We start from the raw sequence: 24,094 nt of genomic DNA, 5'->3' as shown, positions 1-24,094 counted from the left end.
GTTTTCAGGCATCAAGCCTGTAACCAATAAGCTGCATGTCCTTTATAAGGGCTGATATTTTCTCGCAGCGATTTCGAGAAGCGAAAGCTTCGAAAAAATCATGTTTGGTGGCGATAGCGGAGGGGTTCCACGCGTACCCATCCCGAACACGACCGTTAAGCCCTCCAGCGCCGATGGTACTTGGACCGAAGGGTCCTGGGAGAGTAGGACGTTGCCAAGCACAATTAGACCACTGTTGAGTCATCGACAGTGGCTTTTTTGCGTTTATTATAGACTGTGGAAAACTTGTGGATAATATTTTGAATTTGCAGAAAAGTTACGCACATGTGGATAGATGATTGGAAGAGAAATAATCCCTAAATAGTGTGGATTAAATACATATTTATATGGATCTGTCAACAGAAAACCTAAGTAGTACACGGGTTGCTGTGGATATAGCCGGGATTATGTGGATAGAGCTATTGATAAGTGGATAACTATTTTAACTTGGATGTGACAAGATTTCAAGACTATTTTTAAAACTGCATAGAGCTGTGGATAACTAAAAATAAAGTTATAAATAATGCAATAGATTAGCGCACAATTGATGCTCTTGTTATACTTATCCTAAAAGTAATTTTATAAAGGATGAGGTGAGTTTGTGGTAATAAGACAGTTACGCCCAGATGAGTTCGATGCAAGCATGAACTTGTCAGAATATGCTTTTCAATACAAGTTACCTAGCGACAAACGGGAAAGTGCTCAAAAAAGTTTCAAGCCGGAACGGGTATGGGGTGCCTTTGAAGATGGGACACTCGAAGCAAAATTGACGCTTCTGCCATTCCAAGTGTACATACAAGGGAAAGTAGTGCCTATGGGTGGTATCGCTGGGGTAGCAACATGGCCAGAGAACCGCAGACAAGGGCATGTGGCAAAGCTTTTAACACATGCACTGCAAACGATGAATGAAGCGGGTCAAACGCTCTCTTTTCTGCATCCGTTCCTGATTCCCTTTTATCGTAAATTTGGTTGGGAAGTTTATTGTGAATATAAGAAATACTCCATTCCTGTAGCGAAGTTTCCCAAGAAGGTTGAAGTTGAGGGCAAAGTTAAACGGGACATTAAAGATATCGAAGTATTGGATAGCTTATACAATCAATTCGCTGTCAGATATAACGGGACACTTAAGCGTGATTTGGACTGGTGGGAGAATTCTGTATTAGATGACGAAGGAAAAAGTGCAGTGTTTTACTCTAAAAGTGGTGAACCAGAGGGATATGTGCTGTATAAGGTAGAGAACAGAGAACTGGTCATTGATGAATTTGTTTTTTTGAACGAACAAGCTCGGCAGGGGCTGTGGACATTTCTTGCGAACCATGATTCGATGGTGACCGGTGCATCGTTGAAGCTGGTGCCTTCGGACGACATGTTACCCTTCTTGCTGCCAGATCCGCGTATAGAACAGGAGAATTATCCTTATTTTATGGGTCGTATTGTGAATGCTAAGACATTCATTGAAGGTTATACCTTCAGAGGAAACAGCAGCCCAAAGAAACAGCTTATTTATATAGAAGATAAATACGCACCTTGGAATGATGGATTGTGGGAATGGAATATTTCTAATGAGGGATCGGCAACTTTTACACGCGGGGAAGGGAAACTGGCAGAAGCAGACTTAAACTGTGATATCGGCACATTGACGGCATTAATGCTTGGATATAAACGTCCGGCAGAGTTAGCTCGTTATGGATGCATCTCAGGTCATTCAGCTGCACTGGAATGGTTTGAAGAAATCTTACCGCAAGCACACACTGCATTATTTGATCATTTTTAAAATAAAAATTCGGGCTCTCCCCTTCGAAAGATGTTGGGAGGGCTCTTTATTTCCGAATACATTCGCTGAAAAAAGTGAAAAATAAGAGAATCCACTTGGAATTAGCACAGAATATGTTATAATATTAAAAAGTCAAAGAAAGTCAAAGTCAACGAAACTTAATGACATTGATCCGATCCTCTGAACACGTGGAATTATCCACAAATGTTTAAGTTCAATTAAAGACCATTGTCATTATGAATGCAAGTTGCAATCGGTATTATAAAGATTTAAGCACTGGAGGATGAGTGATGCGCAATATCTCTGATATTATCGAACAATATCTGAAGAATATTTTGCATGAAAGTCCCGAAGGTACGGTGGAAATCCAGCGAAATGACCTGGCGGACCAGTTCTCATGCGTACCGTCACAGATCAATTATGTCATCAGTACACGCTTTACTTTGGAAAAAGGTTATGTGGTGGAAAGTAAGCGTGGTGGCGGGGGATATATTCGTATTCAACGTTTTGAATTGCCACCAAACGTGGCACTGCATGCCCATTTAAACCATACTATAGGTGGCGGGATTGATCAGAACGCTGCTGAAGGGCTGATTTATCAGCTGGAGGAAGCCGGTTTTCTAAGTAAGCGTGAAGCGTGCCTTATGCGCGCTGCTGTTTCTCGGGAATGCCTAACGGTTAAGATTCCATACCGGGATGAGATTCGTGCCAAGATTATGAAGGCGATGTTAATCTCTTTGTTAGGCAAATAATTGTCAACCATAAGGGAGGGGCTTTCGCTTATGCAATGCCAGGAATGTGGCGTCAAGCCGGCAACACTCCACTTCACTAAGATCGTGAATGGAGAGAAGACGGAGTTTCATATCTGCGAGAGCTGTGCACGGGAGAAGGGGGAACTCATTCCCGGAACGGCTGGAGGGTTCTCGATCCACAGTCTGCTGTCAGGTCTGCTTGATCTAGAGGGTGCCGGCAAGGAGAAGTCGGCTGCAACGAAGACAACGCAGAGTCTGCAATGTGAGAATTGTGGGATGACGTACTCCCAGTTTAGCAAGTTAGGCCGTTTTGGCTGTAGCTCCTGTTATAAATATTTTAACAGCGCACTTGACCCGCTTTTTAAGCGAGTGCATGGTAGTACTTCACATGTAGGTAAGATTCCGAAACGTGCAGGAGCTCAGATTGTATTTAGACGCCAAATTGATGAACTCAAGAAGGAATTACAGCAGAGTATTACACAAGAAGAATTCGAGAAGGCAGCGGAGCTGCGGGATCAGATTCGTAAACTTGAAAAAGAAATAGCACAAGAGTAAAGTCTTTGATATATAGGGGGGATATGACATGTCAAGTCTCCGATTTACTGAACAAGCACTTAGTGATTGGATGCGCTCTGGAGGCAGCCACTCCGAGATTGTAATTAGCAGTCGTATGCGTATTGCCCGTAATCTAGAGCATCTTCCGTTTCCAATGCTGGCTTCCTTAGAGCAATCGGAAGAAGTGTTAGAGCTGTTGGCTCCTGTGTTTCATGAGGAAGCAGCTGCAGATTTCGGATCTTTTCAACTCCTAAAGCTTGATGAAGTGAATGAACTGGACAAAAAGGTACTGGTTGAGAAACACCTAATCAGTCCTAACTTGGCTAATGATTCGCGCAGCGCGGCTGTCTTGTTAAATGAAGATGAGTCGGTCAGCATCATGATTAACGAAGAGGACCATCTGCGAATCCAATGTCTGTTTCCTGGTCTTCAGGTTAGAGAAGCATGGGAACGTGCGACGGCGATCGATGATATATTTGAAGCAGCTGTCAATTACGCTTTTGATGATAAAAGAGGATACTTGACCAGTTGCCCCACTAATGTGGGTACAGGGCTTCGTGCCTCAGTAATGCTGCATCTGCCAGCACTTGTAATGACGCATCAGATCAATCGCATATTGTCTGCAGTGAACCAAGTAGGATTGACTGTAAGAGGAATTTACGGTGAGGGCAGCGAAGCAGTAGGGAACATCTTTCAAATTTCCAATCAGATCACCCTCGGTCAAACGGAGAGTGAAATTATTGAGAATCTTCACAGTGTAGTTACGCAGATCATAGAGCATGAGCGAAATGCACGTGAACGGTTGCTTGTTGATTCCGCACTGAGAATAACCGACCGAGTGAAGCGTTCTTATGGGATTTTATGTTATGCAGCTCTTATGGAGCTTAAAGAATCTGCACAACGACTGTCTGATGTGAGACTTGGGGTTGATCTTGGCATTCTGGAAGGTCTTTCGATTTCAGTGCTAAATGAACTTAACGTTAAGACACAGCCAGGATTTCTGCAAAAGATGTTCGGCGATGAGTTAAACGCCACTGAACGAGATATGTATCGGGCAAAACTGCTCCGAGAGACACTGGGAACACAACATTAATATAGATATTTACTATTCATGGAGGTGCAGGAGATATGATGTTTGGAAGATTTACGGAACGCGCACAAAAAGTGCTAGCGCTGGCGCAGGAAGAAGCTGTTCGTTTAGGACACAACAATATTGGCACAGAACATATTTTGCTCGGACTTATTCGTGAAGGAGACGGCATTGCTGCTAAGGCATTAATTGCTTTAGGGCTAGGTCTTGAAAAAATCCAGGACGAAGTGGAGACACTGATTGGCAGAGGTCAAGAACAGCCTACGAACATTGCTTATACTCCTCGCGCTAAAAAAGTGATTGAGTTGTCGATGGATGAAGCCCGTAAGCTGGGACATACGTATGTCGGCACTGAGCATATTTTGCTTGGACTTATCCGTGAAGGGGAAGGTGTCGCGGCACGTGTGCTTAATAACCTCGGCATCAGCTTGAATAAAGCTCGTCAGCAAGTGCTGCAGCTCCTGGGAAGCAGCGAGGCTGCCTCTAGTCATAGTGGAACTCCGGCTAATGTCAGCACACCGACTCTAGATGGTCTTGCGCGCGATTTGACCGCCTATGCTAAGGAGGGCAATCTAGACCCGGTTATCGGCCGTAGCAAGGAGATTGAACGTGTTATTCAGGTACTGAGTCGCCGGACTAAGAATAACCCGGTACTGATCGGTGAACCTGGTGTTGGTAAGACAGCTATCGCTGAAGGACTTGCACAAAAGATTATCAACAATGAAATCCCAGAAACACTTCGCGACAAACGCGTCATGACGCTCGACATGGGCTCAGTAGTGGCTGGAACAAAATATCGCGGTGAATTTGAAGACCGCCTCAAGAAAATCATGGATGAGATTCGCCAAGCAGGTAATATCGTGCTCTTTATCGATGAGCTTCATACGCTGATCGGTGCTGGCGGCGCTGAAGGTGCGATTGATGCATCTAACATTCTTAAGCCGGCTTTGGCCCGTGGAGAACTTCAGTGCATAGGCGCTACTACGCTTGACGAATATCGTAAATATATTGAAAAAGATGCAGCGCTCGAACGACGTTTTCAACCGATTACGGTGGATCAGCCTTCTCCAGAGGAAGCGGTCCAAATTCTGTTCGGACTTCGCGATCGTTATGAAGCGCATCACCGTGTAAAGATTACGGATGAAGCTATTGTGGAAGCAGTGAAGTTGTCCGATCGTTACATTCCGGACCGTTTCCTGCCAGATAAAGCGATTGACCTTATCGATGAAGCAGGATCTAAAGTAAGGCTTCACTCTTACACCATCCCGCCAAATCTGAAGGAACTTGAAATGCGCTTGGATGATATCCGCAAGGAGAAAGATTCCGCAGTGCAGAGTCAAGAGTTTGAAAAAGCGGCGGCCTTGCGTGATACAGAGCAAAAGATCCGTGAAGAGCTTGATACGACAAAGAATCAATGGAAAGAAAAACAGGGTCGCACGGATTCAGAGGTTACACCTGAAGACATCGCACAGGTTGTAGCTAGCTGGACGGGGATACCTGTAAGCAAGCTGAAGGAAGAGGAGACCGACCGTCTGCTTAACATGGAGGCTTTACTTCATGAACGAGTGATCGGCCAGGATGAAGCCGTTAAGGCAGTTAGCCGGGCACTACGCCGTGCGCGTGCAGGTCTTAAAGATCCGAAACGTCCAATGGGTTCCTTTATCTTCCTCGGTCCTACAGGTGTAGGTAAAACTGAGTTGGCTCGTGCATTGGCTGAAGCCATGTTCGGCGATGAGAATGCGGTCATCCGTATTGATATGTCGGAATACATGGAGAAGCACTCCACGTCCCGCTTAGTCGGAGCCCCTCCTGGATATGTTGGCTATGAAGAAGGCGGCCAATTAACCGAGAAGGTACGCCGTAAACCTTATTCTGTAGTGCTGCTTGATGAAATTGAAAAAGCGCATCCAGAAGTATTCAATATTCTACTGCAGGTTCTTGAAGACGGTCGTTTGACTGACTCTAAAGGACGGGTAGTTGATTTCCGTAATACATTAATTATTCTGACTTCTAACGTAGGCGCACAAGCGATCAAGAAGAATTCGACACTTGGATTCACAGCTGTGCAAGATGCTGGAGCAGAATACGGTAATATGAAGGGCAAGGTTATGGAAGAGCTTAAGAAGAGCTTCCGTCCTGAGTTCTTGAACCGGATTGACGAAATCATCGTCTTCCATTCCCTCGATGAGAAGCATATTGCTGAAATCGTTACGTTGATGTCTGATGAGCTGCGCAAGCGGCTGCGTGAATATGATGTTGATTTCGTACTCACGGATGCGGCGAAGGCTTTCCTGGCTAAGGAAGGTTACGACCCAGCCTTTGGTGCACGTCCATTGCGTCGTGCGATTCAGAAGCATATTGAAGACCGTCTTTCTGAGGAATTGCTCCGAGGAAATATCCAAAAGGGTGATTCGCTCAACATTGATGAAGTTGGCGGAGAACTTGTAGTGAATAAAGTGGATGCTCCTGTAGCGCCATTGCTTGAAAAAGAAGTAGAATCCGAATAAAAAAATGGAATAAATAAGGCTTCCGCTCCTCAGTTTTTTAGAGGGGTGGGAGCTTTTTTTAATATAAGAAAGTATAAGTTTGAAACAATACTTTATTTCTTATATCTCTTGCTTAAACGCTTAGCGTCCTTATATGGACGCTGAAGGCGTTTATACTTGTTGTAAATTTTTCACTTAAAAATATACATTTAGTACAAATGCCGAATGACCTTTCGTTAAAGAGGCAGAAATGGTAAACTTTCATTAGAAGAAAATATCCGCAATTTAAAAGTTCGGACCGTAAGGAGAACAAATGGCTAAACCAAAAACTAAATTTTTTTGCACTGATTGTGGATACGAATCGCCAAAATGGTTCGGTAAATGTCCCGGGTGCCAAGCTTGGAACTCCATGGTGGAGGAAACGGAAAGCGTAGTCAAAACACAGGGAATGAATGCCCCTATTTTTCATAGTAAAGAAAAGGCACAATCGATCATAAGTATAGAAAGTGACAAGGAACCGCGCATACTGACAGGTATAGGTGAGCTTAACCGTGTTCTCGGTGGGGGGATCGTGCCAGGATCGCTGGTATTAGTAGGGGGAGACCCAGGAATCGGTAAATCTACGCTCTTATTACAGACATCGCATGCTCTAACAACTCAGGGATTGCGAGTGCTGTACATCTCGGGCGAAGAATCGGTAAGGCAAACTAAGCTACGTGCGGATCGCCTCGGTGCGTTGTCAGCTGAGCTATATGTACTATGTGAGACGAATATGGAAAGCATAGAAGAAGCGATTGAACAAATTCAGCCGCAATTTCTTGTGATCGATTCGATTCAGACTGTATTTATGCCAGAAGTGACGAGTGCGCCAGGCAGTGTGACTCAGGTTCGGGAATGTACGACAAGATTTATGCGTATCGCTAAGATTCGGGGAATTGCAACAGTTCTCGTTGGGCATGTCACCAAGGAAGGCGCTATTGCAGGCCCACGGATGCTTGAACATATGGTGGATTGTGTGCTGTATTTTGAGGGAGAGCGGCATCATACGTATAGACTTCTGCGGGCTGTAAAGAACCGCTTCGGTTCAACGAATGAAATCGGCATTTTCGAAATGGGTGAAGTGGGCTTAACAGAAGTAGAAAATCCGTCTGAGCTCTTCTTGTCGGAACGTCCACTCGGTGTAGCCGGATCCACCGTCGTGGCCAGTATGGAAGGGACTAGACCGGTGCTTGTTGAGCTTCAGGCTCTTGTCGCTGCTACTCATTTCCCCTCCCCGCGCCGGATGTGCACAGGTATGGATCATCAACGGATGGCACTCATTATCGCTGTACTGGAGAAGCGAATGGGCATGTTCCTACAGAATCAGGATGCATACCTTAACGTGGCTGGAGGAGTAAAGTTGGATGAACCGGCGATTGACTTAGCAGTAGCTATTAGTATCGCTTCCAGCTTTCGTGATATTTCAACAAAACCTTACGATGTTTTCTTCGGTGAAGTAGGACTTACAGGTGAAGTAAGAGGTGTTTCACGCGCGGAAATGCGTGTGAAGGAAGCCGCGAAGCTAGGCTTCCGGCGGGTGATTATGCCAGAGAAAAGTTTGAAGGGCTGGAAGCACCCGCAAGATATCCAGATTATAGGCGTCAGTACCGTAGCAGATGCACTATCGGTCGCGTTAGATTAGGGGGCACAGGGATTATGAAAGAATATAACCAATTAGAGAATATGAATGATCTGCTCAGACTGGCGGCACCGGGAACACCTTTTCGGGAAGGTCTGGAGAATGTGCTGCGCGCAAAGACGGGAGCACTAATCGTCGTTGGCTATAGTCCCGAGGTGATGGAAGTAGTAGACGGAGGATTCTCCATTAACTGCGATTTTTCGCCCAATTATTTATATGAGCTCGCCAAAATGGACGGTGCCATTATTCTTAGTGAAGACTTAAAGCGGATTTTGTATGCAAATACACAATTAATTCCGGATTCGTCTATTTCATCAATCGAGACAGGCATTCGTCACCGGACCGCCGAGCGTGTAGCGAAGCAAACAGGCAAACTGGTGGTTTCCATTTCACAGCGCCGTAATATCATTACTCTGTATCAAGGCTCCATTCGATACGCACTAAAAGAAATCGGAGCTATTTTGGCTAAAGCTAATCAAGCGATTCAGACCCTCGAAAAGTACAAAGCGGTTCTTACACAAGGACTGACGAATTTGTCTGCTTCAGAGTATGAGGGAATCGTAACCGTGGCCGAAGTGGTCGGAGTGATTCAGCGGGTAGAGATGGTTCTACGCATAAAAATGGAGATCAAACGATATATAAATGAATTAGGCAACGAAGGACGCTTAATCAGCATGCAGATGGAAGAACTGGTTGGAAATACAGAGGAAGAAGCATGGCTCCTATACAGAGACTATGCTAAGGAAGAGCAAGAAGATAAAATTCGTGAAATTATTGCCGGTCTCAAACGTATTAGTGATGATGACCTAATGGATGATAACCATATTGCTCGATTGCTGGGCTACTCTTCAACGGCAATTTCATCCGAAGAAGTGGTTACACCACGTGGGTATCGTCTGCTTAACAAAATTCCGCGGCTTCCAAATGTGATCATTCATAATCTGGTGGAGCGGTTTGAAATGCTGCCTAATTTGATGTCTGCAAGCATAGCCGAACTGGATGAAGTGGACGGAATTGGGGAGGTGCGAGCTCGTAATATTCAGGATGGGCTCAAACGTTTACAGAAGCAAGTTCTTATTGACAGGCAAATGTAAATAACATACAATCACGTAATATTGGAGCTATTTAAGGCCAATGTGAGAAAATTGAGGTGAAGAAATGATACAAAAATCAATTCCGAGTCTTTTTACCATAGGTAACTTGATGCTCGGAATGTTTGGTATCATGATGGCGTTTGACGGTAAAGTTAGCATGGCCGCTATCATGGTTATTATTGCTATGCTGTTAGACGGATTGGATGGCCGAGTTGCTCGTGCACTTAAATGTGAGAGTGAATTTGGTAAGGAACTGGACTCTTTGTCTGATGTCGTTTCCTTTGGAGTAGCGCCGGCTGTTATTATGTACGTTTCAAGCCTGCATGATTTGAATTCTGCATTAGCCTGGACAGTAACTGCAATTTTCCCGGTGTTTGGGGCATTGCGCCTTGCTCGCTTTAATGTTCAACCAGGGGTTCCTGGTTATTTCATCGGTTTGCCAATTCCTGCTGCTGGTGGTGTACTTGCCACATTAGCTCTTTTTAATAAAGATGTTTCCGCTCCGTTTATGATCGTGGCTACACTGCTCTTATCGTATTTGATGGTCAGCACTGTTAAATATCCTAATTTTAAGAAGGTCGGCTTGCCTAAAAAAGTGGTTGTCGGTGCGCCAGTAGTCATTATTGTTGCTGTGGCAGTTGCCGTTGTATTCCCAGAGGAAATTGCTAAGCTAATCTTCGTCTTACTTGGGATTTACGCGTTATATGGTTTTAAACAAAACATCGATCGATTGACAGCAAGACGCCGTCACCGTCGTAGAAGACGTTCCGAAGATAAAGTGTATCACTCAAAGAACGGTTAAAGCATTCACTCGTAGTAAGGATAAATTCATACATTTATTACTAAAGGCTTTGTCTTCCCTAGGGATGGCAGAGCCTTTTTGCAATTACAGCGCTACTCCAAGTTTATCGTCTTGAAAATTGGAACATACTGGTGAGGTATAGATCATTCAAGGATGAATAAAAAGGAGGTGCGTTAGGTTATGTGGAAAAAAGTGATATTGTCTTTTGCTTTAATATGTGGAGCTTGGTCTGGTTTTTCGCTATACCATGCGCTTGAAAGAGGATTCCCCAAGGGGATGGAAAAGCTGAGTGAAAGTTTACCTGTAGAGGGAAGCATTTTATTTACGGTGCTGGGTGCCATTATTTTTTTGTTTGCGGGGTCTTTATGCGCGGAATGGGGAGGTTCAAAACTGCGGGAGGCGGTTCTGTACTGTTCGCGTATACCAATGAATGAATTGGCTGCAGGTGCAGCTGGGCTTACAGGGGGGCTTCTACTGTCTCTTCTGTTATATCCTGCGATGATTTGGCTTGGAAAAGCAGGACAGCTGCTCCAGGTACCCGTTACGTTAGCTTTTGGATATATGGGGCTGCGGATCGGACTGGAGAAAAAAGAGGAACTAGCTGCACTTTGGACAACTGGACGATGGGGACAAGCGGCTGAGCCGGAAGGTCGTGGGCTGGAGGAGCATAAAATCCTCGATACTAGCGTGATTATTGATGGACGGATTGCTGACATTTGTAAAACTGGTTTTATTGAAGGAACGATTGTTATTCCGGAATTTGTACTTGAGGAGCTCCAGCATATTGCAGATTCTTCCGATCTACTGAAACGGAATCGCGGACGGCGGGGACTTGATATTCTCAATAAGATTCAAAAAGAGCTTGATGTGAAGGTGTTAATCTATGAGGGGGATTTTGAAGAAATCTCTGAGGTGGATAGTAAGCTGGTGAAGTTAGCGAAGGTACTGCGAGGTAAAGTAGTTACAAATGACTTCAACTTGAATAAGGTATGCGAATTGCAGGGAGTCTCAGTTCTGAACATTAATGATCTTGCGAATGCCGTAAAGCCCGTAGTGTTGCCCGGTGAGGAAATCGTAGTTCAGGTCATTAAGGATGGCAAAGAGCATGGACAAGGCGTAGCCTATTTAGATGATGGAACGATGATCGTTGTGGAAGGCGGACGTGAATATATCGGGACTACGATGGAGGTACTTGTCACTAGTGTGCTTCAAACTTCAGCTGGACGGATGATATTTGCGAAGCCAAAGCTCTTGGAAAAAGCACAATAAGTAAAGATAAAGTGCATGGCAACTGTCCTATGGGTTGGAAATGCCCGCCAAACACGTTATGATGGGAATATACGTGAAAGACAGGAGCCTGAGTAATGTCAAACAGTGTGGGCGTCGTCATTGTGGCGGCAGGCAGAGGAACGCGAATGGGGACTGTAGAGAGCAAGCAATATCTGTTATTGCAGGGTAAACCAATTATCGTTCATACGCTGGAAGTATTTCAGCAGCACGAATTGATTTCCGAAATCGTGCTTGTAACCGGTAAGGAAGATATTGAACGCTGCCGGGAATGGATACAGCTCTATAAGCTGGACAAGGTTAAGGCTATCGTGCCTGGTGGATCTGAGCGTCAGCATTCTGTACATAAAGGATTGTTGAAACTTACGACACAGTGGGTAATGGTGCATGATGGGGTTCGCCCGTTTGTACAGCCGATTGAAATTGAGGCATGTTACAAGCGAGCGAAGCAGATCGGTGCTTCAGTTCTTGCTGTACCAGTCAAAGATACGATCAAACAGGTAGATAACGAAGGCAAAGTACTTTCTACGCCGGATCGGCGAAGTCTGTGGGCGATTCAAACCCCGCAGACTTTTCGTCTTTCTGAATTGCTGGATGCTTATGCGGTAGCGGAGCGGGATGGTTTTTTAGGTACAGATGATTCCAGTTTAGCGGAACGTGCCGGCATTCCGGTTTCTGTGGTAGAGGGAAGCTACAGAAATATTAAGATTACGACGCCTGATGATTTAGATTTTGCAGAATTCACAGAAAGAAACAGGGGAGAGGGACAATCATGATCGCTGTAGGACAAGGATTTGATGTACATCAACTGGTAGAGGGAAGGCCTTGTATTATTGGAGGAGTTACGATTCCATATGAAAAAGGACTATTGGGACATTCCGATGCAGATGTGCTGCTGCACGCAGTAAGTGACGCTATTCTAGGCGCGCTTGGACTAGGTGATATTGGCAGACATTTTCCGGACACAGATCCGGCGTTTAAGGACGCGGATAGCTTGAAATTATTAGAACAAGTATGGGCGCTTGCTAGCGAGCGTGGTTATAAGCTTGGGAATATCGATTCAACGATTATTGCCCAGAAACCAAAGATGGCGCCTTACATTCCTCAAATGACGGAGATCATTGCTCGTGCGCTTCATGCAGACCCGTCCAAGGTGAATGTTAAAGCCACCACTACCGAGCAGCTTGGTTTTGCCGGTCGTGGCGAAGGAATCGCCGCACAATCTATTGTCTGTCTACTCCAAGATGTGATATCATCTTGAGATGGTCTAAGTAGTAAATTCTAAGTTTTAACCATATGAAGCGGAGGGAATATAATGACGGATCAAGTCCGGGTGCGTTACGCACCGAGCCCTACGGGACATTTACATATAGGTAACGCCAGAACGGCGCTGTTTAACTATCTGTTCGCCCGTAATAAAGGCGGTAAATTCATTATCAGAATTGAAGATACAGACGTGAAGCGCAATGTCGCAGGTGGCGAAGAGAGCCAGCTTAAATATTTGAAATGGCTAGGTATGGATTGGGATGAGAGCGTTGATGTTGGCGGAGAGTATGGACCTTACCGCCAGACTGAACGTCTGGATCTTTATCGCGTATATTGGCAGGATTTGCTGGATAGAGGTTTGGCTTACCGTTGCTATTGCACAGAGGAAGAACTGGAAGCGGAACGTGAAGAACAGACTGCTCGTGGAGAAACTCCTCGTTATTCCGGTAAACACCGTGATTTGACGGAAGAGCAACGCCTTGCTTTTGAAGCTGAAGGACGGGTAGCTAGTATTCGCTTCCGCGTACCAGAAGATCGTACGTATGCGTTCGATGATATCGTAAAGGGCAACATTTCTTTTGACACGAAGGAAATGGGTGACTTTGTTATTGTAAAGAAGGACGGAATTCCGACCTACAACTTTGCGGTAGCTGTTGATGATCATCTGATGGCTATTACCCATGTATTACGTGGAGAAGATCATATTTCCAATACCCCGCGTCAACTTATGATCTTTGAAGCACTTGGCTGGGAACCGCCTTTGTTTGGTCATATGACCCTTATTGTTGGCGACAACCACAAGAAGCTCAGCAAACGGGATGAATCCGTTATTCAATTTATCGAGCAGTATGACGAATTGGGTTATTTGCCTGAAGCTTTGGTTAATTTCATTTCTCTCCTGGGCTGGTCGCCAGAAGGTGAAGAAGAAATTTTCAGTAAAGAAGAACTTATTTCTATTTTTGATGCGGACCGATTGTCCAAAAGTCCGGCTGTATTCGATAAGAATAAGCTGGCGCATCTAAATAATCACTATATTAAGCATGCTGATCCTAAACGGATCTCGGCATTAGCGATTCCACATCTACAAAAAGCGGGGAAAATACCGGCTGAGCTGAATGATGAGCAGCAGGCATGGGCAGAAAGCCTTGTAGCACTGTATCAAGAGCAGATGACCTCTGCTTCTGATATTGTAGAGTTATCTGAACTATTCTTCCGCAGTCATCTAGAGTTAGAAACAGAAGCGGCGCAGGTTCTGGCTGAAAGCCAAGTGCCGGAGGTCTTGTCTGCTTTCCTAGCTAAGGTTGAAGCCTGTCAGGATTTCAGTGCTAGCAACATGGCTGTTCTAATTAAAGAAGTACAGAAGGAAACAGGTCACAAGGGTAAAGCGTTATTTATGCCGATCCGTGTAGCTCTGACCGGACAAACACACGGACGTGATCTCAATATAACGATTGCTTTGCTCGGCCAAAACCGAGTTATCGAACGTTTGAAATCACAAATTAAGGGAGCTTAAGGCAGGATTACTTATCACTAAGCCTCTTGTCAGTCCCTTAGCTTTTGCGCTAAGATAGTACCATATGATAATAGCTGTGATCAGGAGAAGTACGTCCATTAAGGCAATTGCCAGAGAGAATAACCGAGAAAGGGATACCTTTCGGGCTGGGAGTTATTCATTTGTCCGGGGCAGAACATGCGCCTGTGAGCTGCACGGTTGAACGATCCTTAAGGCTCGTTAGATCGTGCCGGGTACATCGCCGTTAATGATGCCAAGTGGAACGAAGGAACTCTGCCGATGGTAACAACGCAGCCTGTTTGATTCGTTCAAGCAGAGTGGAACCGCGGTTAAACGTCTCTGCAGCTTTATGCTGCAGGGGCTTTTTTTGTTTCGAGGTATCTTTTTTATATAACAAACCAAGCAAACACCCACAGCATATGTATGATAAGAATGATGAATTGGAGACAATACCTCCCTTGTGTACCTGTAAACAGGAGATGGGGGAGTCAAGAAGAGAGGAACCGTGATGTTTAAGCATATTAAGTCGGACATTCGGGCGGTATTCGATAACGATCCCGCTGCCCGCAGCTGGTTCGAGGTTGTCTTCACATATGCAGGGTTGCACGCCATTTGGGGTCATCGAATTGCTCATTCTTTTTTCAAACGCCGCTGGTATACAATGGCCCGTTTGGTCTCACAGTTTAGTAGATTTATGACCGGTGTTGAGATCCATCCCGGAGCCGTCATCGGAAATAGGCTGTTTATCGACCATGGTATGGGGATTGTTATTGGAGAAACCTGTGAAATCGGTGATGATGTTATTATCTATCAAGGGGTTACACTCGGGGGAACAGGGAAAGAAAAAGGTAAACGTCATCCCACAGTTGGCAACAATGTAGTTATTGGTTCTGGTGCGAAGGTATTAGGATCGTTTCGTATCGGCGACAATTCAAATATAGGTTCTAATGCAGTTGTGTTGCGTGAAGTGCCAAATAACAGTACGGTAGTAGGGAACCCGGGCCGTGTAGTAAAACGAAACGGTGAACGTGTATCCGATCGTTTGGATCATACCAAGATGCCAGACCCGCTCGTAGATTCACTTCGTTTTTTGCAAAAAGAAATCGAAGAGATCAGAGAGAAGCTTGGCGAAGAAGATAAGCAAAAGACCGCACAGCGACTGGCTGAAACTCAGCAGTATATTGGTGATTACGAAATTTAAGCATATCCGGTACTAAGGAATCGGGACAACAGAAAGGGTTGGAATAGGATGGCTTTACAAATTTACAACACAATGACACGCAGCAAGGAGCAGTTTGTGCCCCAGGAATCGGGCAAAGTGAAAATGTACGTATGTGGTCCAACCGTTTATGGATATATGCATATCGGAAATGCTAGACCTATTATTGTCTTTGATATGGTCCGGAATTATTTGGAGCAACTTGGCAATGAGGTACGGTATGTCACGAATTTCACGGATGTAGATGATAAACTGATACGCAAAGCAGAGGAAATGAATACAACAGTAGCGGAGGTTGCGGAGATTTTTATCGCTGCCTATCTTGAGGATCTCGAAGGACTTGGAGTGAAGCCGGCGACATTGAATCCGCGGGTTACAGAAAGCATGGATCTGATCATTAAATTTATTAAAGACCTTGAGGAAAAAGGGTACGCATATGAAAGCGGCGGCGATGTATTCTATCGCACTTCCAAATTTGAAGACTATGGTAAGCTGTCTCGTCAGAATCTAGATGAATTACAGTTTGGTATTCGTGTAGAGGTTGATTCACGTAAAGAGAAGCCTGAGGATTTTGTACTATGGAAAGCGGCGAAGCCAGGTGAAGTGTATTGGGAAAGCCCTTGGGGGAATGGACGTCCAGGCTGGCATATTGAATGCTCGGCCATGGCAAGAGAGTTCTTAGGAGATACAATTGATATCCACGGTGGCGGACAAGATCTGCAGTTCCCGCATCATGAATGCGAATGCGCTCAGACAGAAGCTCTGACAGGAAAACCACTCTCTAATTACTGGATGCATAATGGATTTCTCAATATCGGGGACGAGAAAATGTCCAAATCCCTTGGTAATGGTTGGCTTGTAAAAGATATCCGTGGGCAATTTAAAGCTGGAACTATCCGCTACTTCATGCTCTCGACACATTACCGTAATCCTTTGAACTTTTCTGTTGATTCGTTGACTTCAGCCGAAAAGAGCGTAGAGCGTATCTCTCTAGCTGAGAGCAATGTTAAGCATCGTCTTGAGCTTGCTGCAGAAGTTGCCCAAGGTGAAGTGAGCTTAGAGATTAACGATAAATTATCTGCTATAGTGGCCAATTTTCATGCTAAAATGCAGGATGACTTTAATACCCCTGATGCGATTACCGCTATGTTTGATTGGGTGAGTCTTGCAAACCATACCCTTGCGAATAGTGAAGCAGCCCCTGCTGATTTTGCTGCGTTGCTGCAAGCTTTTGGGGAAATGAATGCTGTGCTGCGTTTGACACCTGAGCATGAGGAAGAAGAGATCGCGAGTGAAGAAGTTGAACGATTGATCGCGGAGCGGGTTGAAGCACGTAAGAATAAGAATTGGAGCCGGTCCGATGAGATTCGTGATGAATTAGGCCGCTTGGGCATATTGCTTGAGGATACTCCGCAAGGAATGCGGTGGCGGCGTAAATGAGTGAGGAACGCAAGTTTCAGAACGGGTGGTTTCCTTACGAGCCTTCCAAACCTGCGCGACTCCTCTCACCAATTGTACTTGCCTATGTAGGAGATGCTATTTACGAGGTGTCAGTTCGTCAGTATTTAGTATCTCTTCCGAATTTACGCCCAAACCATTTGCATCGCTCTGCTACAGGACTTGTATCCGCTAAGGCGCAGAGTGCCATTCTTGGATTTTTGGAGCCGAATCTCACAGAAGAGGAAAAGGATGTCGCCCGTCAGGGGAGAAACGCTAAGTCGGGAAGTATTCCTAAGAATGCAGATGTGCTTGAATACCGTCATGCTACTGCTTTTGAGTGCCTGATTGGTTACTTATACTACACAGGTCAACAAGAGCGAATACAAGAAATTGTACACAGTGGTATACAGTTTATGTTGAATCAGCCGTGATAAGGCTTTTGTGAAATAGAGAATAGGAGAAGTGGACATGGAAGAAGATTTGAAGACAGAAGAGGAAATATTAGCTGGGAAGCATTCAGTGCTTGAAGCACTTCGTGCGGGTCGTACTCTAAACAAAATATGGATCGCAGAAACGGCTCAGAAGCATCTGACTGCACCAATCGTCGCTGAAGCACGCAAAGCGGGGATTGTCATTCAACATGTGGACAAGCGTAAGCTGGATCAACTCGCTCCAGGAGTTCAACATCAAGGGGTAGTTGCTCAAGCGGCACCTTTTGCCTATGTCGAGGTAGATGATTTGCTTGCTGCAGCAGAAGCTAAAGGAGAGCCTGCATTCCTAATTTTGCTGGATGAGATCGAAGATCCACATAACCTGGGATCCATTCTGCGGACAGCAGATTGTACTGGAGTGCATGGAGTAATTGTACCTAAACGTCGTTCGGCTCAGATTACTGCTACCGTTTCCAAAACATCGGCGGGTGCCGTTGAATATGTTCCGGTTGCGCGGGTGACTAACCTAGGTCAGACCATTGATCGTCTGAAAGAGCAGGGAGTCTGGGTAGTAGGTACAGATGTGGATACAGATCAGAATCTGTTTGGATCCAATATTTTCACAGGACCGGTAGCTGTTGTAATCGGTAATGAGAATAAAGGGATGGGACGCCTGATTCGTGAGAAATGTGATGTATTACTTAAACTGCCGATGGCCGGAAAGATCAATTCATTAAATGCCTCTGTCGCCGCAGGAGTCATTATGTATGAAGTGGTACGCCTTCGGCAACAGCAGGGATAACTATGGCCGACTGGCGTGATGTGCTGCTTGTGGACGGATATAATATGATCGGTGGCTGGCCGGAACTTGCGGCACTGTCCCAGATTGGTATGCAGGAAGCACGCGACCGCTTGATGGATTTGCTGGCTGATTACCAGGCTTACTCAGGACGAAGGGTTATTGCTGTGTTTGATGCATACCGCGTTCCAGGATTGGGACGGTCATTTGTCCAAGGCAAAGTCCAGGTGTTTTTCACCAAGGAAAAAGAAACCGCAGACGAGTGCATCGAGCGACTGGTTGGGGAATTTAGCAACCGACGTCGCCAAATCTATGTTGCAACGAGTGACTTAGTGGAGCAGCATATTATTTTTGCTCAAGGTGCACTGCGGATTTCTGCAAGAGAATTACATCTAGAGATTGAAGAGAATCAGAAACAAGTGAAAAAGGCTATCGAACCGGGAAGTATCAGTTCTACACGTCATTCTTTAGGAGACAAACTGCCACCTGATGTGCGGAGTAAACTGGAAAATTGGCGTAGACAGTGATAGTTGGGAAGATTTAGGTAATATTTTTATTCCATTATATGCTATTCCAGATTGTTTTTGGACAAATCCGGTTGACGATGTAAGGTAACATAATATATACTGATCCTATATTTCGCGAAGTAACGATGTGTCTTGCGTTGCAGCCGGGGGGATTCTTGGTGAGTGTCGACCTCAAGGAAATAATGCTGTCTGAGTATGATTTCATAAGTGATGAAGATATTGTCGAGGCTTTCCGTGGTGGCGACAGTGGCGCATTGGAACACTTAATTAATAAATACCGTAATTTTGTACGTGCTAAAGCCCGCTCTTATTTCTTGATCGGGGCAGACCGTGAAGATATTGTTCAAGAAGGAATGATTGGTCTATATAAGGCTATTCGTGACTTTAAAGGTGACAAGCTCTCTTCATTTAAAGCTTTTGCTGAGCTCTGCATTACACGTCAAATTATAACCGCTATTAAGACGGCCACTCGTCAGAAGCATATTCCGCTCAATTCTTATGTTTCTTTGGACAAGCCCATTTATGATGAAGATTCTGACCGAACGCTTATGGATGTCATTTGTGGAACTCAGGTTCTAGATCCAGAAGAACTAATTATTAATCAAGAAGAATTCATTGGACTTGAAGATAAGATGGCAGAGATTTTAAGTGACCTAGAGCGTAAGGTTCTAATGTTGTACTTAGACGGAAGATCTTATCAGGAAATTGCTGAAGATCTAAAGAGGCATGTCAAATCTATTGACAACGCTTTACAACGTGTAAAGCGGAAATTAGAAAGATATCTAGAAGTGCGCGACAATTAATGATATAATGAACACAAGAGGGCTCGTACATCGAGTTCTTTTTTTTAGTCTCATGAAATTGCTCGGATAGAATTAGGGTCTAATACCATAAATTCCTATTTGAGTCGATTTTAGTCGTTGCCGTTGAGGGTAGGTTTATACACAGTCGGAATACCCCATAATGATAAGGAAGACAGCGAAGTGTGAGGAAGAGATAGACCCAAAGACAGGGTACGGCCATATGACTATAACACCCGAAATTACCCAGTGCAGAACGGAATTCTTTCGTTGACACAGACCTTGACATTATGCTAAAGTGTTTTAGGTAGGCCTAAATTCGCGGCTTTTTTTAGGATCAATATTTACGTCTTCTAATTGTTTAGTTAGAAGGACGTCTCGGGAGGTGCACATCATGCGGGTAATTATCACTTTGGCTTGTACAAGTTGCAAACAAAGAAACTATGCGACTACCAAAAACAAGCGAAATCACCCCGACCGCATGGAGATGAAGAAATTTTGCAAGTATTGTAACTCGCAAACTCCTCATCGCGAAACCAGATAGTCTGTGGAGGTGTAGTCGGCATGAAACGTAGTTTCAAGTCTATGTTTTCCTTTTTCACTGAGAGCTGGAGTGAACTCAAAAAGGTTCGCTGGCCAAGTCGTAAAGAATTGACCAACTATACATTGATCGTTCTCGGTACAATTGTAGTTGTCGCTATTTACTTCTGGGTTCTGGACATCGGTATTTCCGCTGTGATTGAAGCGATTATTTAGAGAGGTCCCAGGTGGCTTGATATGGAAAAAAGATGGTATGTCGTTCATACCTATTCTGGGTATGAGAATAAGGTCAAAGCCAATTTGGAAAAGCGCGTTGAGTCCATGGGCATGGAAGACAAAATATTCCGCGTTCTTGTTCCTATGGAAGAAGAAATCGTAAACAAAGACGGTAAGAAAAAAACCGTCATGCGTAAAGTTTACCCGGGTTATGTTTTGGTGGAAATGGTTCAGACTGATGATTCCTGGTATGTTGTCCGCAATACTCCGGGCGTTACTGGATTTGTTGGTTCGACAGGCTCAGGGTCTAAACCGACAGCTTTGCTTCCGGAAGAGGTAGAACAAATTCTGAAGCATATGGGCATGGTTGAACCTAAAGCGAAGATTGATTTCGAAATCAAGGAATCCGTACGTATTATGGTTGGTCCGTTTGCGAATTTTGTGGGTTCCGTGGAAGAAATTTTGGCTGACAAGAGCAAGATTAAAGTGCATGTTAACATGTTTGGACGGGAAACCCCGCTAGAGTTGGATTTCACTCAAGTGGAGAAAATATAACATAAGCTAAGGGTTTCTTGTGGGAGAGCGCTAATGGCGTTCGAAGACCACTATTTTTGCAAGGAGGTGTCACTCATGGCTAAAAAAGTTATTAAAATGGTGAAACTGCAGATTCCTGCAGGGAAAGCGAATCCAGCGCCTCCAGTAGGTCCGGCGTTAGGTCAAGCAGGTGTCAACATCATGGCATTCTGTAAGGAATTTAATGCTCGTACTGCCGACCAGGCTGGCTTGATCATTCCGGTTGAAATTACAGTATTTGAAGACCGTTCCTTTACGTTCATCACTAAAACTCCTCCGGCTGCTGTTCTGCTTCGCATCGCTGCTAAAGTAGAAAAAGGATCCGGCGAACCAAACAAGAAAAAAGTAGCAAAAATCGGCCGCGCAGCGGTTCGTGAAATTGCTGAAACAAAAATGCCCGACCTTAACGCTGCATCTGTAGAAGCTGCAATGCGTATGGTTGAAGGTACTGCTCGCAGTATGGGTATCACAATCGAAGACTAGTAGTTTTCGAAGAATCGGTCATTCGTGACCCGCAAGTATGTGGGAGGAATTTCCGCTAACACCACAAAGGAGGAACATTTTCATGGCTAAACATGGTAAGAAATACCAAGAAGCTGCTAAGCTGATCAACAGCGAAGCAACTTACGAGCCTTCAGAAGCTGTAGAGCTTGTGAAAAAGGCAGCGACTGCAAAATTCGACGAAACCGTTGAAGCAGCAGTTCGTCTGGGTGTAGACCCGCGTAAACAAGACCAAGCAGTTCGTGGTGTTGTTGTCCTGCCTCACGGCACTGGTAAAACACAACGCGTGCTTGTATTTGCAAAAGGTGAAAAAGCGAAAGAGGCAGAAGCTGCTGGCGCGGATTTTGTTGGTGATCAAGACATGATCAACAAAATTCAACAAGGCTGGTTTGAATTTGATGTCTGCGTAGCTACACCTGACATGATGAGTGAAGTCGGTAAACTAGGTCGTCTGCTTGGTGGTAAAGGTCTTATGCCTAACCCTAAAGCTGGCACAGTTACATTCGATGTTTCCAAGGCTGTGCAAGAAATCAAAGCCGGTAAAATCGAATACCGTCTCGACAAAGCGGGTCAAATTCACGCGCCAATCGGCAAAGTGTCCTTTGATGCTGCACAATTGAACGATAACCTTAAAGCTCTTATCGACGCTTTGAACCGTGCGAAACCAGCTGCTGCTAAAGGTGTATACCTTAAAGGCATCTCGATTTCTTCCACAATGGGTCCTAGCGCTCGTGTGAACACAACCGTCTTCAGATAAATAAGGGTTGACTCTTTGAGTCAATTTTGATAATCTATAACAGTTGTGAAACTTAAGGTATCAATCTTAACCTTGAATATGCTTACCGTAGACAGTAGGTGCCTTAGTGCTTAATTCCCTACCGAGGTGTTGTGATAGAAACAAGAAGTAACGAGCTCGCTCGTATAACTTTCGTTTTATCAAGCCTTCGTGATTCTGCGGAGGCTTTTCTAATGCCTGCGTAGGAGCGGTGATGCTTTCCTTGGAAAGGGCGCCGACACATAAATTTTCAGGAGGTGTATACATTGGCAAATGCAAAAGTAATTCAAGCAAAACAGGATGCGGTTGACGTTGTTACTGCGAAACTGCAAAACAGTCTTTCGACTGTTGTAGCGGACTACCGTGGATTGAACGTTTCCCAAGTGACTGAACTGCGTAAGCAACTTCGTGAAGCTGGCGTTGAGTTTCAAGTCCTGAAGAACACATTGCTACGTCGCGCAACTGCTGCGGCTGAGTTGACTGAGTTGGATGAAGTTTTGACTGGTCCAACAGCTATCGCATTCAGCGCAACTGATGCAGTAGCTCCAGCTAAAATTTTGAACGATTTCGCCAAGAAAAACGACGCTTTGAAATTGAAAGGCGGCGTAGTAGAAGGACGTGTCATCGACGCGGACCAACTGAAAGCACTGGCTGAGCTTCCATCCCGCGATGGTTTGCTGTCCATGCTGCTTAGCGTACTTCAAGCTCCAATGCGCAACTTCGCGCTTGCAGTTAAAGCTGTTGCTGAAAAAGAAGAACAAAGCGCGTAAGCCTTTGACTCTTGCAGCATAAATCATTACCACAAACAAATTTAAATTATAAATGGAGGTTCAATCATGAGTAAAGAAGCAATCTTGGAAGCAATTAAAGGCATGAGCGTATTGGAACTGAACGACCTGGTTAAAGCAATTGAAGAAGAATTCGGCGTAACTGCAGCAGCTCCAGTAGCAGCTGGCGGTGCGGTAGCAGCAGTTGCTGAAGAGCAATCCGAATTTGACGTAATTTTGACAGGCGCTGGCGCTTCCAAAATCAACGTTATCAAAATCGTTCGCGAAATCACAGGCCTTGGCTTGAAAGAAGCTAAAGACCTTGTAGACAACGCACCAAAAGCAATCAAAGAAAAAGTAAGCAAAGAAGAAGCCGAAGCTACTAAAGCAAAATTGGAAGAAGCAGGCGCAGCTGTAGAAGTGAAGTAATTCCTTCTATACTGAAAACCCCTTGAACTTGTTCAAGGGGTTTATTTTATAAATAGAGTTAGTAGGGTTTTGTAAATACAAACTATTAACATAAAGGAAAGGGAGGATAGAGATGTCGCAACATTATTATTCGCAGCAACCGGAAGTGCGTCATGACAGACGTACCATCGACACCGTTCTAAGAGGCAAAAGCTTTCGTTTTACGAGCGATGCGGGTGTTTTCTCTAAAGGAGATATCGATTACGGTAGCCGAGTTCTTATTGAAGCTATGATCATTCCGGACGGTTCGGCAGTGCTTGATGTGGGTTGTGGATATGGACCGATAGGCATAAGTGCAGCATACCTAGCCCCCAAAGGGCAAGTGACGATGATTGATATTAACAGTCGTGCGGTAGAACTTGCGCGTGAGAATGCTCAGTACAATGGAATCCGGAATGTTACGGTAATGGAAAGCGATGTACTCGGCGCATTGAATGAACAACAAAAGTTCGATGTGATTCTTACCAATCCTCCGATACGTGCAGGAAAAGCTGTAGTGCATCAGATTTTTGAAGAAGCTTATGATCATTTGAATGAGGGTGGCTTTCTGTGGATTGTTATTCAGAAGAAGCAGGGTGCTCCGTCAGCGGTAGCTAAACTTGAAAGCTTGTTCTCGAATGTGGAAGAAGTGGGGAAAGATAAAGGTTATCGTATTATTAAAGCTCAGAAATAAAAATCAATAGGTTATTGACATGTGATAGT

General features: G+C 44.8%; 27 protein-coding genes, 1 rRNA gene and 1 other annotated feature. Of the genes, 27 read left to right on the top strand and 1 reads right to left on the bottom strand.

The genetic code is table 11. The features are described 5' to 3' along the window. Positions 1-103 precede the first annotated feature (103 nt). From rrf to gltX, 13 genes are all read left to right on the top strand, one after another. Positions 104-220: ribosomal RNA gene (gene rrf, locus ACDZ28_RS05365) — 5S ribosomal RNA — on the top strand. 420 nt (positions 221-640) lie between these two features. Then, positions 641-1,813, top strand: a complete 1,173-nt coding sequence (gene eis, locus ACDZ28_RS05360) for an enhanced intracellular survival protein Eis (RefSeq protein WP_375104147.1) — start codon at positions 641-643, stop codon at positions 1,811-1,813. Between the two features lie 290 nt (positions 1,814-2,103). Further along, complete coding sequence (locus ACDZ28_RS05355) at positions 2,104-2,565, top strand: CtsR family transcriptional regulator (protein ID WP_042131251.1); 462 nt, start codon at positions 2,104-2,106, stop codon at positions 2,563-2,565. Between the two features lie 30 nt (positions 2,566-2,595). Beyond that, positions 2,596-3,120 (top strand): UvrB/UvrC motif-containing protein, encoded by a 525-nt coding sequence (locus ACDZ28_RS05350; RefSeq protein ID WP_042131250.1) that lies wholly within the window; start codon positions 2,596-2,598, stop codon positions 3,118-3,120. A gap of 28 nt (positions 3,121-3,148) precedes the next feature. After that, positions 3,149-4,213 (top strand): protein arginine kinase, encoded by a 1,065-nt coding sequence (locus ACDZ28_RS05345; RefSeq protein WP_042131249.1) that lies wholly within the window; start codon positions 3,149-3,151, stop codon positions 4,211-4,213. A gap of 35 nt (positions 4,214-4,248) precedes the next feature. After that, positions 4,249-6,717, top strand: coding sequence for an ATP-dependent protease ATP-binding subunit ClpC (gene clpC / locus ACDZ28_RS05340; RefSeq protein ID WP_042131248.1), 2,469 nt, complete (start codon positions 4,249-4,251; stop codon positions 6,715-6,717). A 292-nt stretch (positions 6,718-7,009) separates the two neighbouring features. Beyond that, positions 7,010-8,377, top strand: a complete 1,368-nt coding sequence (gene radA, locus ACDZ28_RS05335; protein ID WP_060625849.1) for a DNA repair protein RadA — start codon at positions 7,010-7,012, stop codon at positions 8,375-8,377. A gap of 14 nt (positions 8,378-8,391) precedes the next feature. After that, a complete protein-coding gene (disA, locus tag ACDZ28_RS05330; protein WP_042131246.1) occupies positions 8,392-9,468 on the top strand; it encodes a DNA integrity scanning diadenylate cyclase DisA in 1,077 nt (358 codons plus the stop codon). A gap of 64 nt (positions 9,469-9,532) precedes the next feature. After that, positions 9,533-10,270, top strand: a complete 738-nt coding sequence (gene pssA / locus ACDZ28_RS05325; RefSeq protein ID WP_042131245.1) for a CDP-diacylglycerol--serine O-phosphatidyltransferase — start codon at positions 9,533-9,535, stop codon at positions 10,268-10,270. A gap of 180 nt (positions 10,271-10,450) precedes the next feature. Next, on the top strand, positions 10,451-11,539 hold the full coding sequence (locus ACDZ28_RS05320; protein WP_042131244.1) for a PIN/TRAM domain-containing protein: 1,089 nt from the start codon (positions 10,451-10,453) through the stop codon (positions 11,537-11,539). A 95-nt stretch (positions 11,540-11,634) separates the two neighbouring features. Continuing rightward, positions 11,635-12,333, top strand: a complete 699-nt coding sequence (gene ispD / locus ACDZ28_RS05315; RefSeq protein WP_042131243.1) for a 2-C-methyl-D-erythritol 4-phosphate cytidylyltransferase — start codon at positions 11,635-11,637, stop codon at positions 12,331-12,333. Beyond that, positions 12,330-12,818: a 2-C-methyl-D-erythritol 2,4-cyclodiphosphate synthase gene (gene ispF, locus ACDZ28_RS05310; protein ID WP_042131242.1), complete on the top strand. Its 489-nt coding sequence runs from the start codon at positions 12,330-12,332 to the stop codon at positions 12,816-12,818. Before ispD ends, ispF begins: the two co-directional genes overlap by 4 nt. Positions 12,819-12,872: 54 nt before the next feature. Continuing rightward, positions 12,873-14,336: a glutamate--tRNA ligase gene (gene gltX / locus ACDZ28_RS05305; RefSeq protein ID WP_042131241.1), complete on the top strand. Its 1,464-nt coding sequence runs from the start codon at positions 12,873-12,875 to the stop codon at positions 14,334-14,336. A 244-nt stretch (positions 14,337-14,580) separates the two neighbouring features. Here gltX and ACDZ28_RS05300 read toward each other — a convergent pair whose 3' ends face one another. Beyond that, positions 14,581-14,733 (bottom strand): hypothetical protein, encoded by a 153-nt coding sequence (locus tag ACDZ28_RS05300; protein ID WP_170880370.1) that lies wholly within the window; start codon positions 14,731-14,733, stop codon positions 14,581-14,583. Positions 14,734-14,844: 111 nt separating this feature from the next. Between ACDZ28_RS05300 and cysE the strand changes: the two genes are divergently transcribed. The 14 genes from cysE (at position 14,845) to ACDZ28_RS05230 (ending at position 24,065) form a co-directional block, all read left to right on the top strand. Beyond that, on the top strand, positions 14,845-15,537 hold the full coding sequence (cysE, locus tag ACDZ28_RS05295) for a serine O-acetyltransferase (RefSeq protein ID WP_042131240.1): 693 nt from the start codon (positions 14,845-14,847) through the stop codon (positions 15,535-15,537). Positions 15,538-15,585: 48 nt separating this feature from the next. Then, positions 15,586-16,995: a cysteine--tRNA ligase gene (cysS, locus tag ACDZ28_RS05290; protein WP_042131239.1), complete on the top strand. Its 1,410-nt coding sequence runs from the start codon at positions 15,586-15,588 to the stop codon at positions 16,993-16,995. Then, on the top strand, positions 16,992-17,426 hold the full coding sequence (locus tag ACDZ28_RS05285; RefSeq protein WP_042131238.1) for a Mini-ribonuclease 3: 435 nt from the start codon (positions 16,992-16,994) through the stop codon (positions 17,424-17,426). Before cysS ends, ACDZ28_RS05285 begins: the two co-directional genes overlap by 4 nt. 37 nt (positions 17,427-17,463) lie before the next feature. Beyond that, entirely contained in the window at positions 17,464-18,228 is a 765-nt protein-coding gene (gene rlmB / locus ACDZ28_RS05280; protein WP_042131237.1) for a 23S rRNA (guanosine(2251)-2'-O)-methyltransferase RlmB, read from the top strand. Positions 18,229-18,230: 2 nt separating this feature from the next. Continuing rightward, positions 18,231-18,752, top strand: a complete 522-nt coding sequence (locus ACDZ28_RS05275; protein ID WP_076121171.1) for an NYN domain-containing protein — start codon at positions 18,231-18,233, stop codon at positions 18,750-18,752. A gap of 158 nt (positions 18,753-18,910) precedes the next feature. Continuing rightward, positions 18,911-19,555: an RNA polymerase sporulation sigma factor SigH gene (gene sigH / locus ACDZ28_RS05270; protein WP_036680496.1), complete on the top strand. Its 645-nt coding sequence runs from the start codon at positions 18,911-18,913 to the stop codon at positions 19,553-19,555. Between the two features lie 391 nt (positions 19,556-19,946). Continuing rightward, on the top strand, positions 19,947-20,096 hold the full coding sequence (rpmG, locus tag ACDZ28_RS05265; protein ID WP_076099620.1) for a 50S ribosomal protein L33: 150 nt from the start codon (positions 19,947-19,949) through the stop codon (positions 20,094-20,096). Positions 20,097-20,116: 20 nt separating this feature from the next. Next, positions 20,117-20,308: a preprotein translocase subunit SecE gene (secE, locus tag ACDZ28_RS05260; protein WP_036680497.1), complete on the top strand. Its 192-nt coding sequence runs from the start codon at positions 20,117-20,119 to the stop codon at positions 20,306-20,308. Between the two features lie 21 nt (positions 20,309-20,329). After that, positions 20,330-20,863: a transcription termination/antitermination protein NusG gene (gene nusG, locus ACDZ28_RS05255; RefSeq protein ID WP_036680499.1), complete on the top strand. Its 534-nt coding sequence runs from the start codon at positions 20,330-20,332 to the stop codon at positions 20,861-20,863. Between the two features lie 75 nt (positions 20,864-20,938). Beyond that, positions 20,939-21,364, top strand: coding sequence for a 50S ribosomal protein L11 (rplK, locus tag ACDZ28_RS05250; RefSeq protein ID WP_042131235.1), 426 nt, complete (start codon positions 20,939-20,941; stop codon positions 21,362-21,364). An 82-nt stretch (positions 21,365-21,446) separates the two neighbouring features. Beyond that, on the top strand, positions 21,447-22,139 hold the full coding sequence (rplA, locus tag ACDZ28_RS05245; protein ID WP_036680504.1) for a 50S ribosomal protein L1: 693 nt from the start codon (positions 21,447-21,449) through the stop codon (positions 22,137-22,139). 67 nt (positions 22,140-22,206) lie between these two features. Next, positions 22,207-22,359, top strand: a sequence feature (ribosomal protein L10 leader region). A 64-nt stretch (positions 22,360-22,423) separates the two neighbouring features. Further along, complete coding sequence (gene rplJ / locus ACDZ28_RS05240) at positions 22,424-22,927, top strand: 50S ribosomal protein L10 (protein WP_042131234.1); 504 nt, start codon at positions 22,424-22,426, stop codon at positions 22,925-22,927. A 66-nt stretch (positions 22,928-22,993) separates the two neighbouring features. Continuing rightward, positions 22,994-23,353 (top strand): 50S ribosomal protein L7/L12, encoded by a 360-nt coding sequence (gene rplL / locus ACDZ28_RS05235; RefSeq protein WP_042131233.1) that lies wholly within the window; start codon positions 22,994-22,996, stop codon positions 23,351-23,353. 112 nt (positions 23,354-23,465) lie between these two features. Then, a complete protein-coding gene (locus tag ACDZ28_RS05230) occupies positions 23,466-24,065 on the top strand; it encodes a class I SAM-dependent methyltransferase (protein ID WP_375104146.1) in 600 nt (199 codons plus the stop codon). Positions 24,066-24,094: the final 29 nt, after the last annotated feature.

Origin of the sequence: Paenibacillus sp. RS8, from assembly GCF_041956825.1 — a bacterium.
Taxonomy (GTDB): Bacteria; Bacillota; Bacilli; order Paenibacillales; family Paenibacillaceae; genus Paenibacillus_AQ.
The sequence above is the reverse complement of the archived record's forward strand: the minus strand, read 5'-3'. Positions and strand labels throughout refer to the sequence as shown.

Bases quoted from the DNA above. Each gene is read 5' to 3' on its own strand.
- ACDZ28_RS05275 (WP_076121171.1), top strand. From the start codon at position 18,231: ATGGCCGACTGGCGTGATGTGCTGCTTGTGGACGGATATAATATGATC.
- ACDZ28_RS05355 (WP_042131251.1), top strand. From the start codon at position 2,104: ATGCGCAATATCTCTGATATTATCGAACAATATCTGAAGAATATTTTG.
- ACDZ28_RS05320 (WP_042131244.1), top strand. From the start codon at position 10,451: ATGTGGAAAAAAGTGATATTGTCTTTTGCTTTAATATGTGGAGCTTGG.
- radA (WP_060625849.1), top strand. From the start codon at position 7,010: ATGGCTAAACCAAAAACTAAATTTTTTTGCACTGATTGTGGATACGAA.
- rpmG (WP_076099620.1), top strand. From the start codon at position 19,947: ATGCGGGTAATTATCACTTTGGCTTGTACAAGTTGCAAACAAAGAAAC.
- disA (WP_042131246.1), top strand. From the start codon at position 8,392: ATGAAAGAATATAACCAATTAGAGAATATGAATGATCTGCTCAGACTG.
- ACDZ28_RS05350 (WP_042131250.1), top strand. From the start codon at position 2,596: ATGCAATGCCAGGAATGTGGCGTCAAGCCGGCAACACTCCACTTCACT.
- ACDZ28_RS05345 (WP_042131249.1), top strand. From the start codon at position 3,149: ATGTCAAGTCTCCGATTTACTGAACAAGCACTTAGTGATTGGATGCGC.
- rplL (WP_042131233.1), top strand. From the start codon at position 22,994: ATGAGTAAAGAAGCAATCTTGGAAGCAATTAAAGGCATGAGCGTATTG.
- ACDZ28_RS05285 (WP_042131238.1), top strand. From the start codon at position 16,992: ATGAGTGAGGAACGCAAGTTTCAGAACGGGTGGTTTCCTTACGAGCCT.
- cysE (WP_042131240.1), top strand. From the start codon at position 14,845: ATGTTTAAGCATATTAAGTCGGACATTCGGGCGGTATTCGATAACGAT.
- clpC (WP_042131248.1), top strand. From the start codon at position 4,249: ATGATGTTTGGAAGATTTACGGAACGCGCACAAAAAGTGCTAGCGCTG.
- ispD (WP_042131243.1), top strand. From the start codon at position 11,635: ATGTCAAACAGTGTGGGCGTCGTCATTGTGGCGGCAGGCAGAGGAACG.
- rplK (WP_042131235.1), top strand. From the start codon at position 20,939: ATGGCTAAAAAAGTTATTAAAATGGTGAAACTGCAGATTCCTGCAGGG.
- rplA (WP_036680504.1), top strand. From the start codon at position 21,447: ATGGCTAAACATGGTAAGAAATACCAAGAAGCTGCTAAGCTGATCAAC.
- gltX (WP_042131241.1), top strand. From the start codon at position 12,873: ATGACGGATCAAGTCCGGGTGCGTTACGCACCGAGCCCTACGGGACAT.
- ispF (WP_042131242.1), top strand. From the start codon at position 12,330: ATGATCGCTGTAGGACAAGGATTTGATGTACATCAACTGGTAGAGGGA.
- rlmB (WP_042131237.1), top strand. From the start codon at position 17,464: ATGGAAGAAGATTTGAAGACAGAAGAGGAAATATTAGCTGGGAAGCAT.
- cysS (WP_042131239.1), top strand. From the start codon at position 15,586: ATGGCTTTACAAATTTACAACACAATGACACGCAGCAAGGAGCAGTTT.
- secE (WP_036680497.1), top strand. From the start codon at position 20,117: ATGAAACGTAGTTTCAAGTCTATGTTTTCCTTTTTCACTGAGAGCTGG.
- pssA (WP_042131245.1), top strand. From the start codon at position 9,533: ATGATACAAAAATCAATTCCGAGTCTTTTTACCATAGGTAACTTGATG.
- nusG (WP_036680499.1), top strand. From the start codon at position 20,330: ATGGAAAAAAGATGGTATGTCGTTCATACCTATTCTGGGTATGAGAAT.
- ACDZ28_RS05230 (WP_375104146.1), top strand. From the start codon at position 23,466: ATGTCGCAACATTATTATTCGCAGCAACCGGAAGTGCGTCATGACAGA.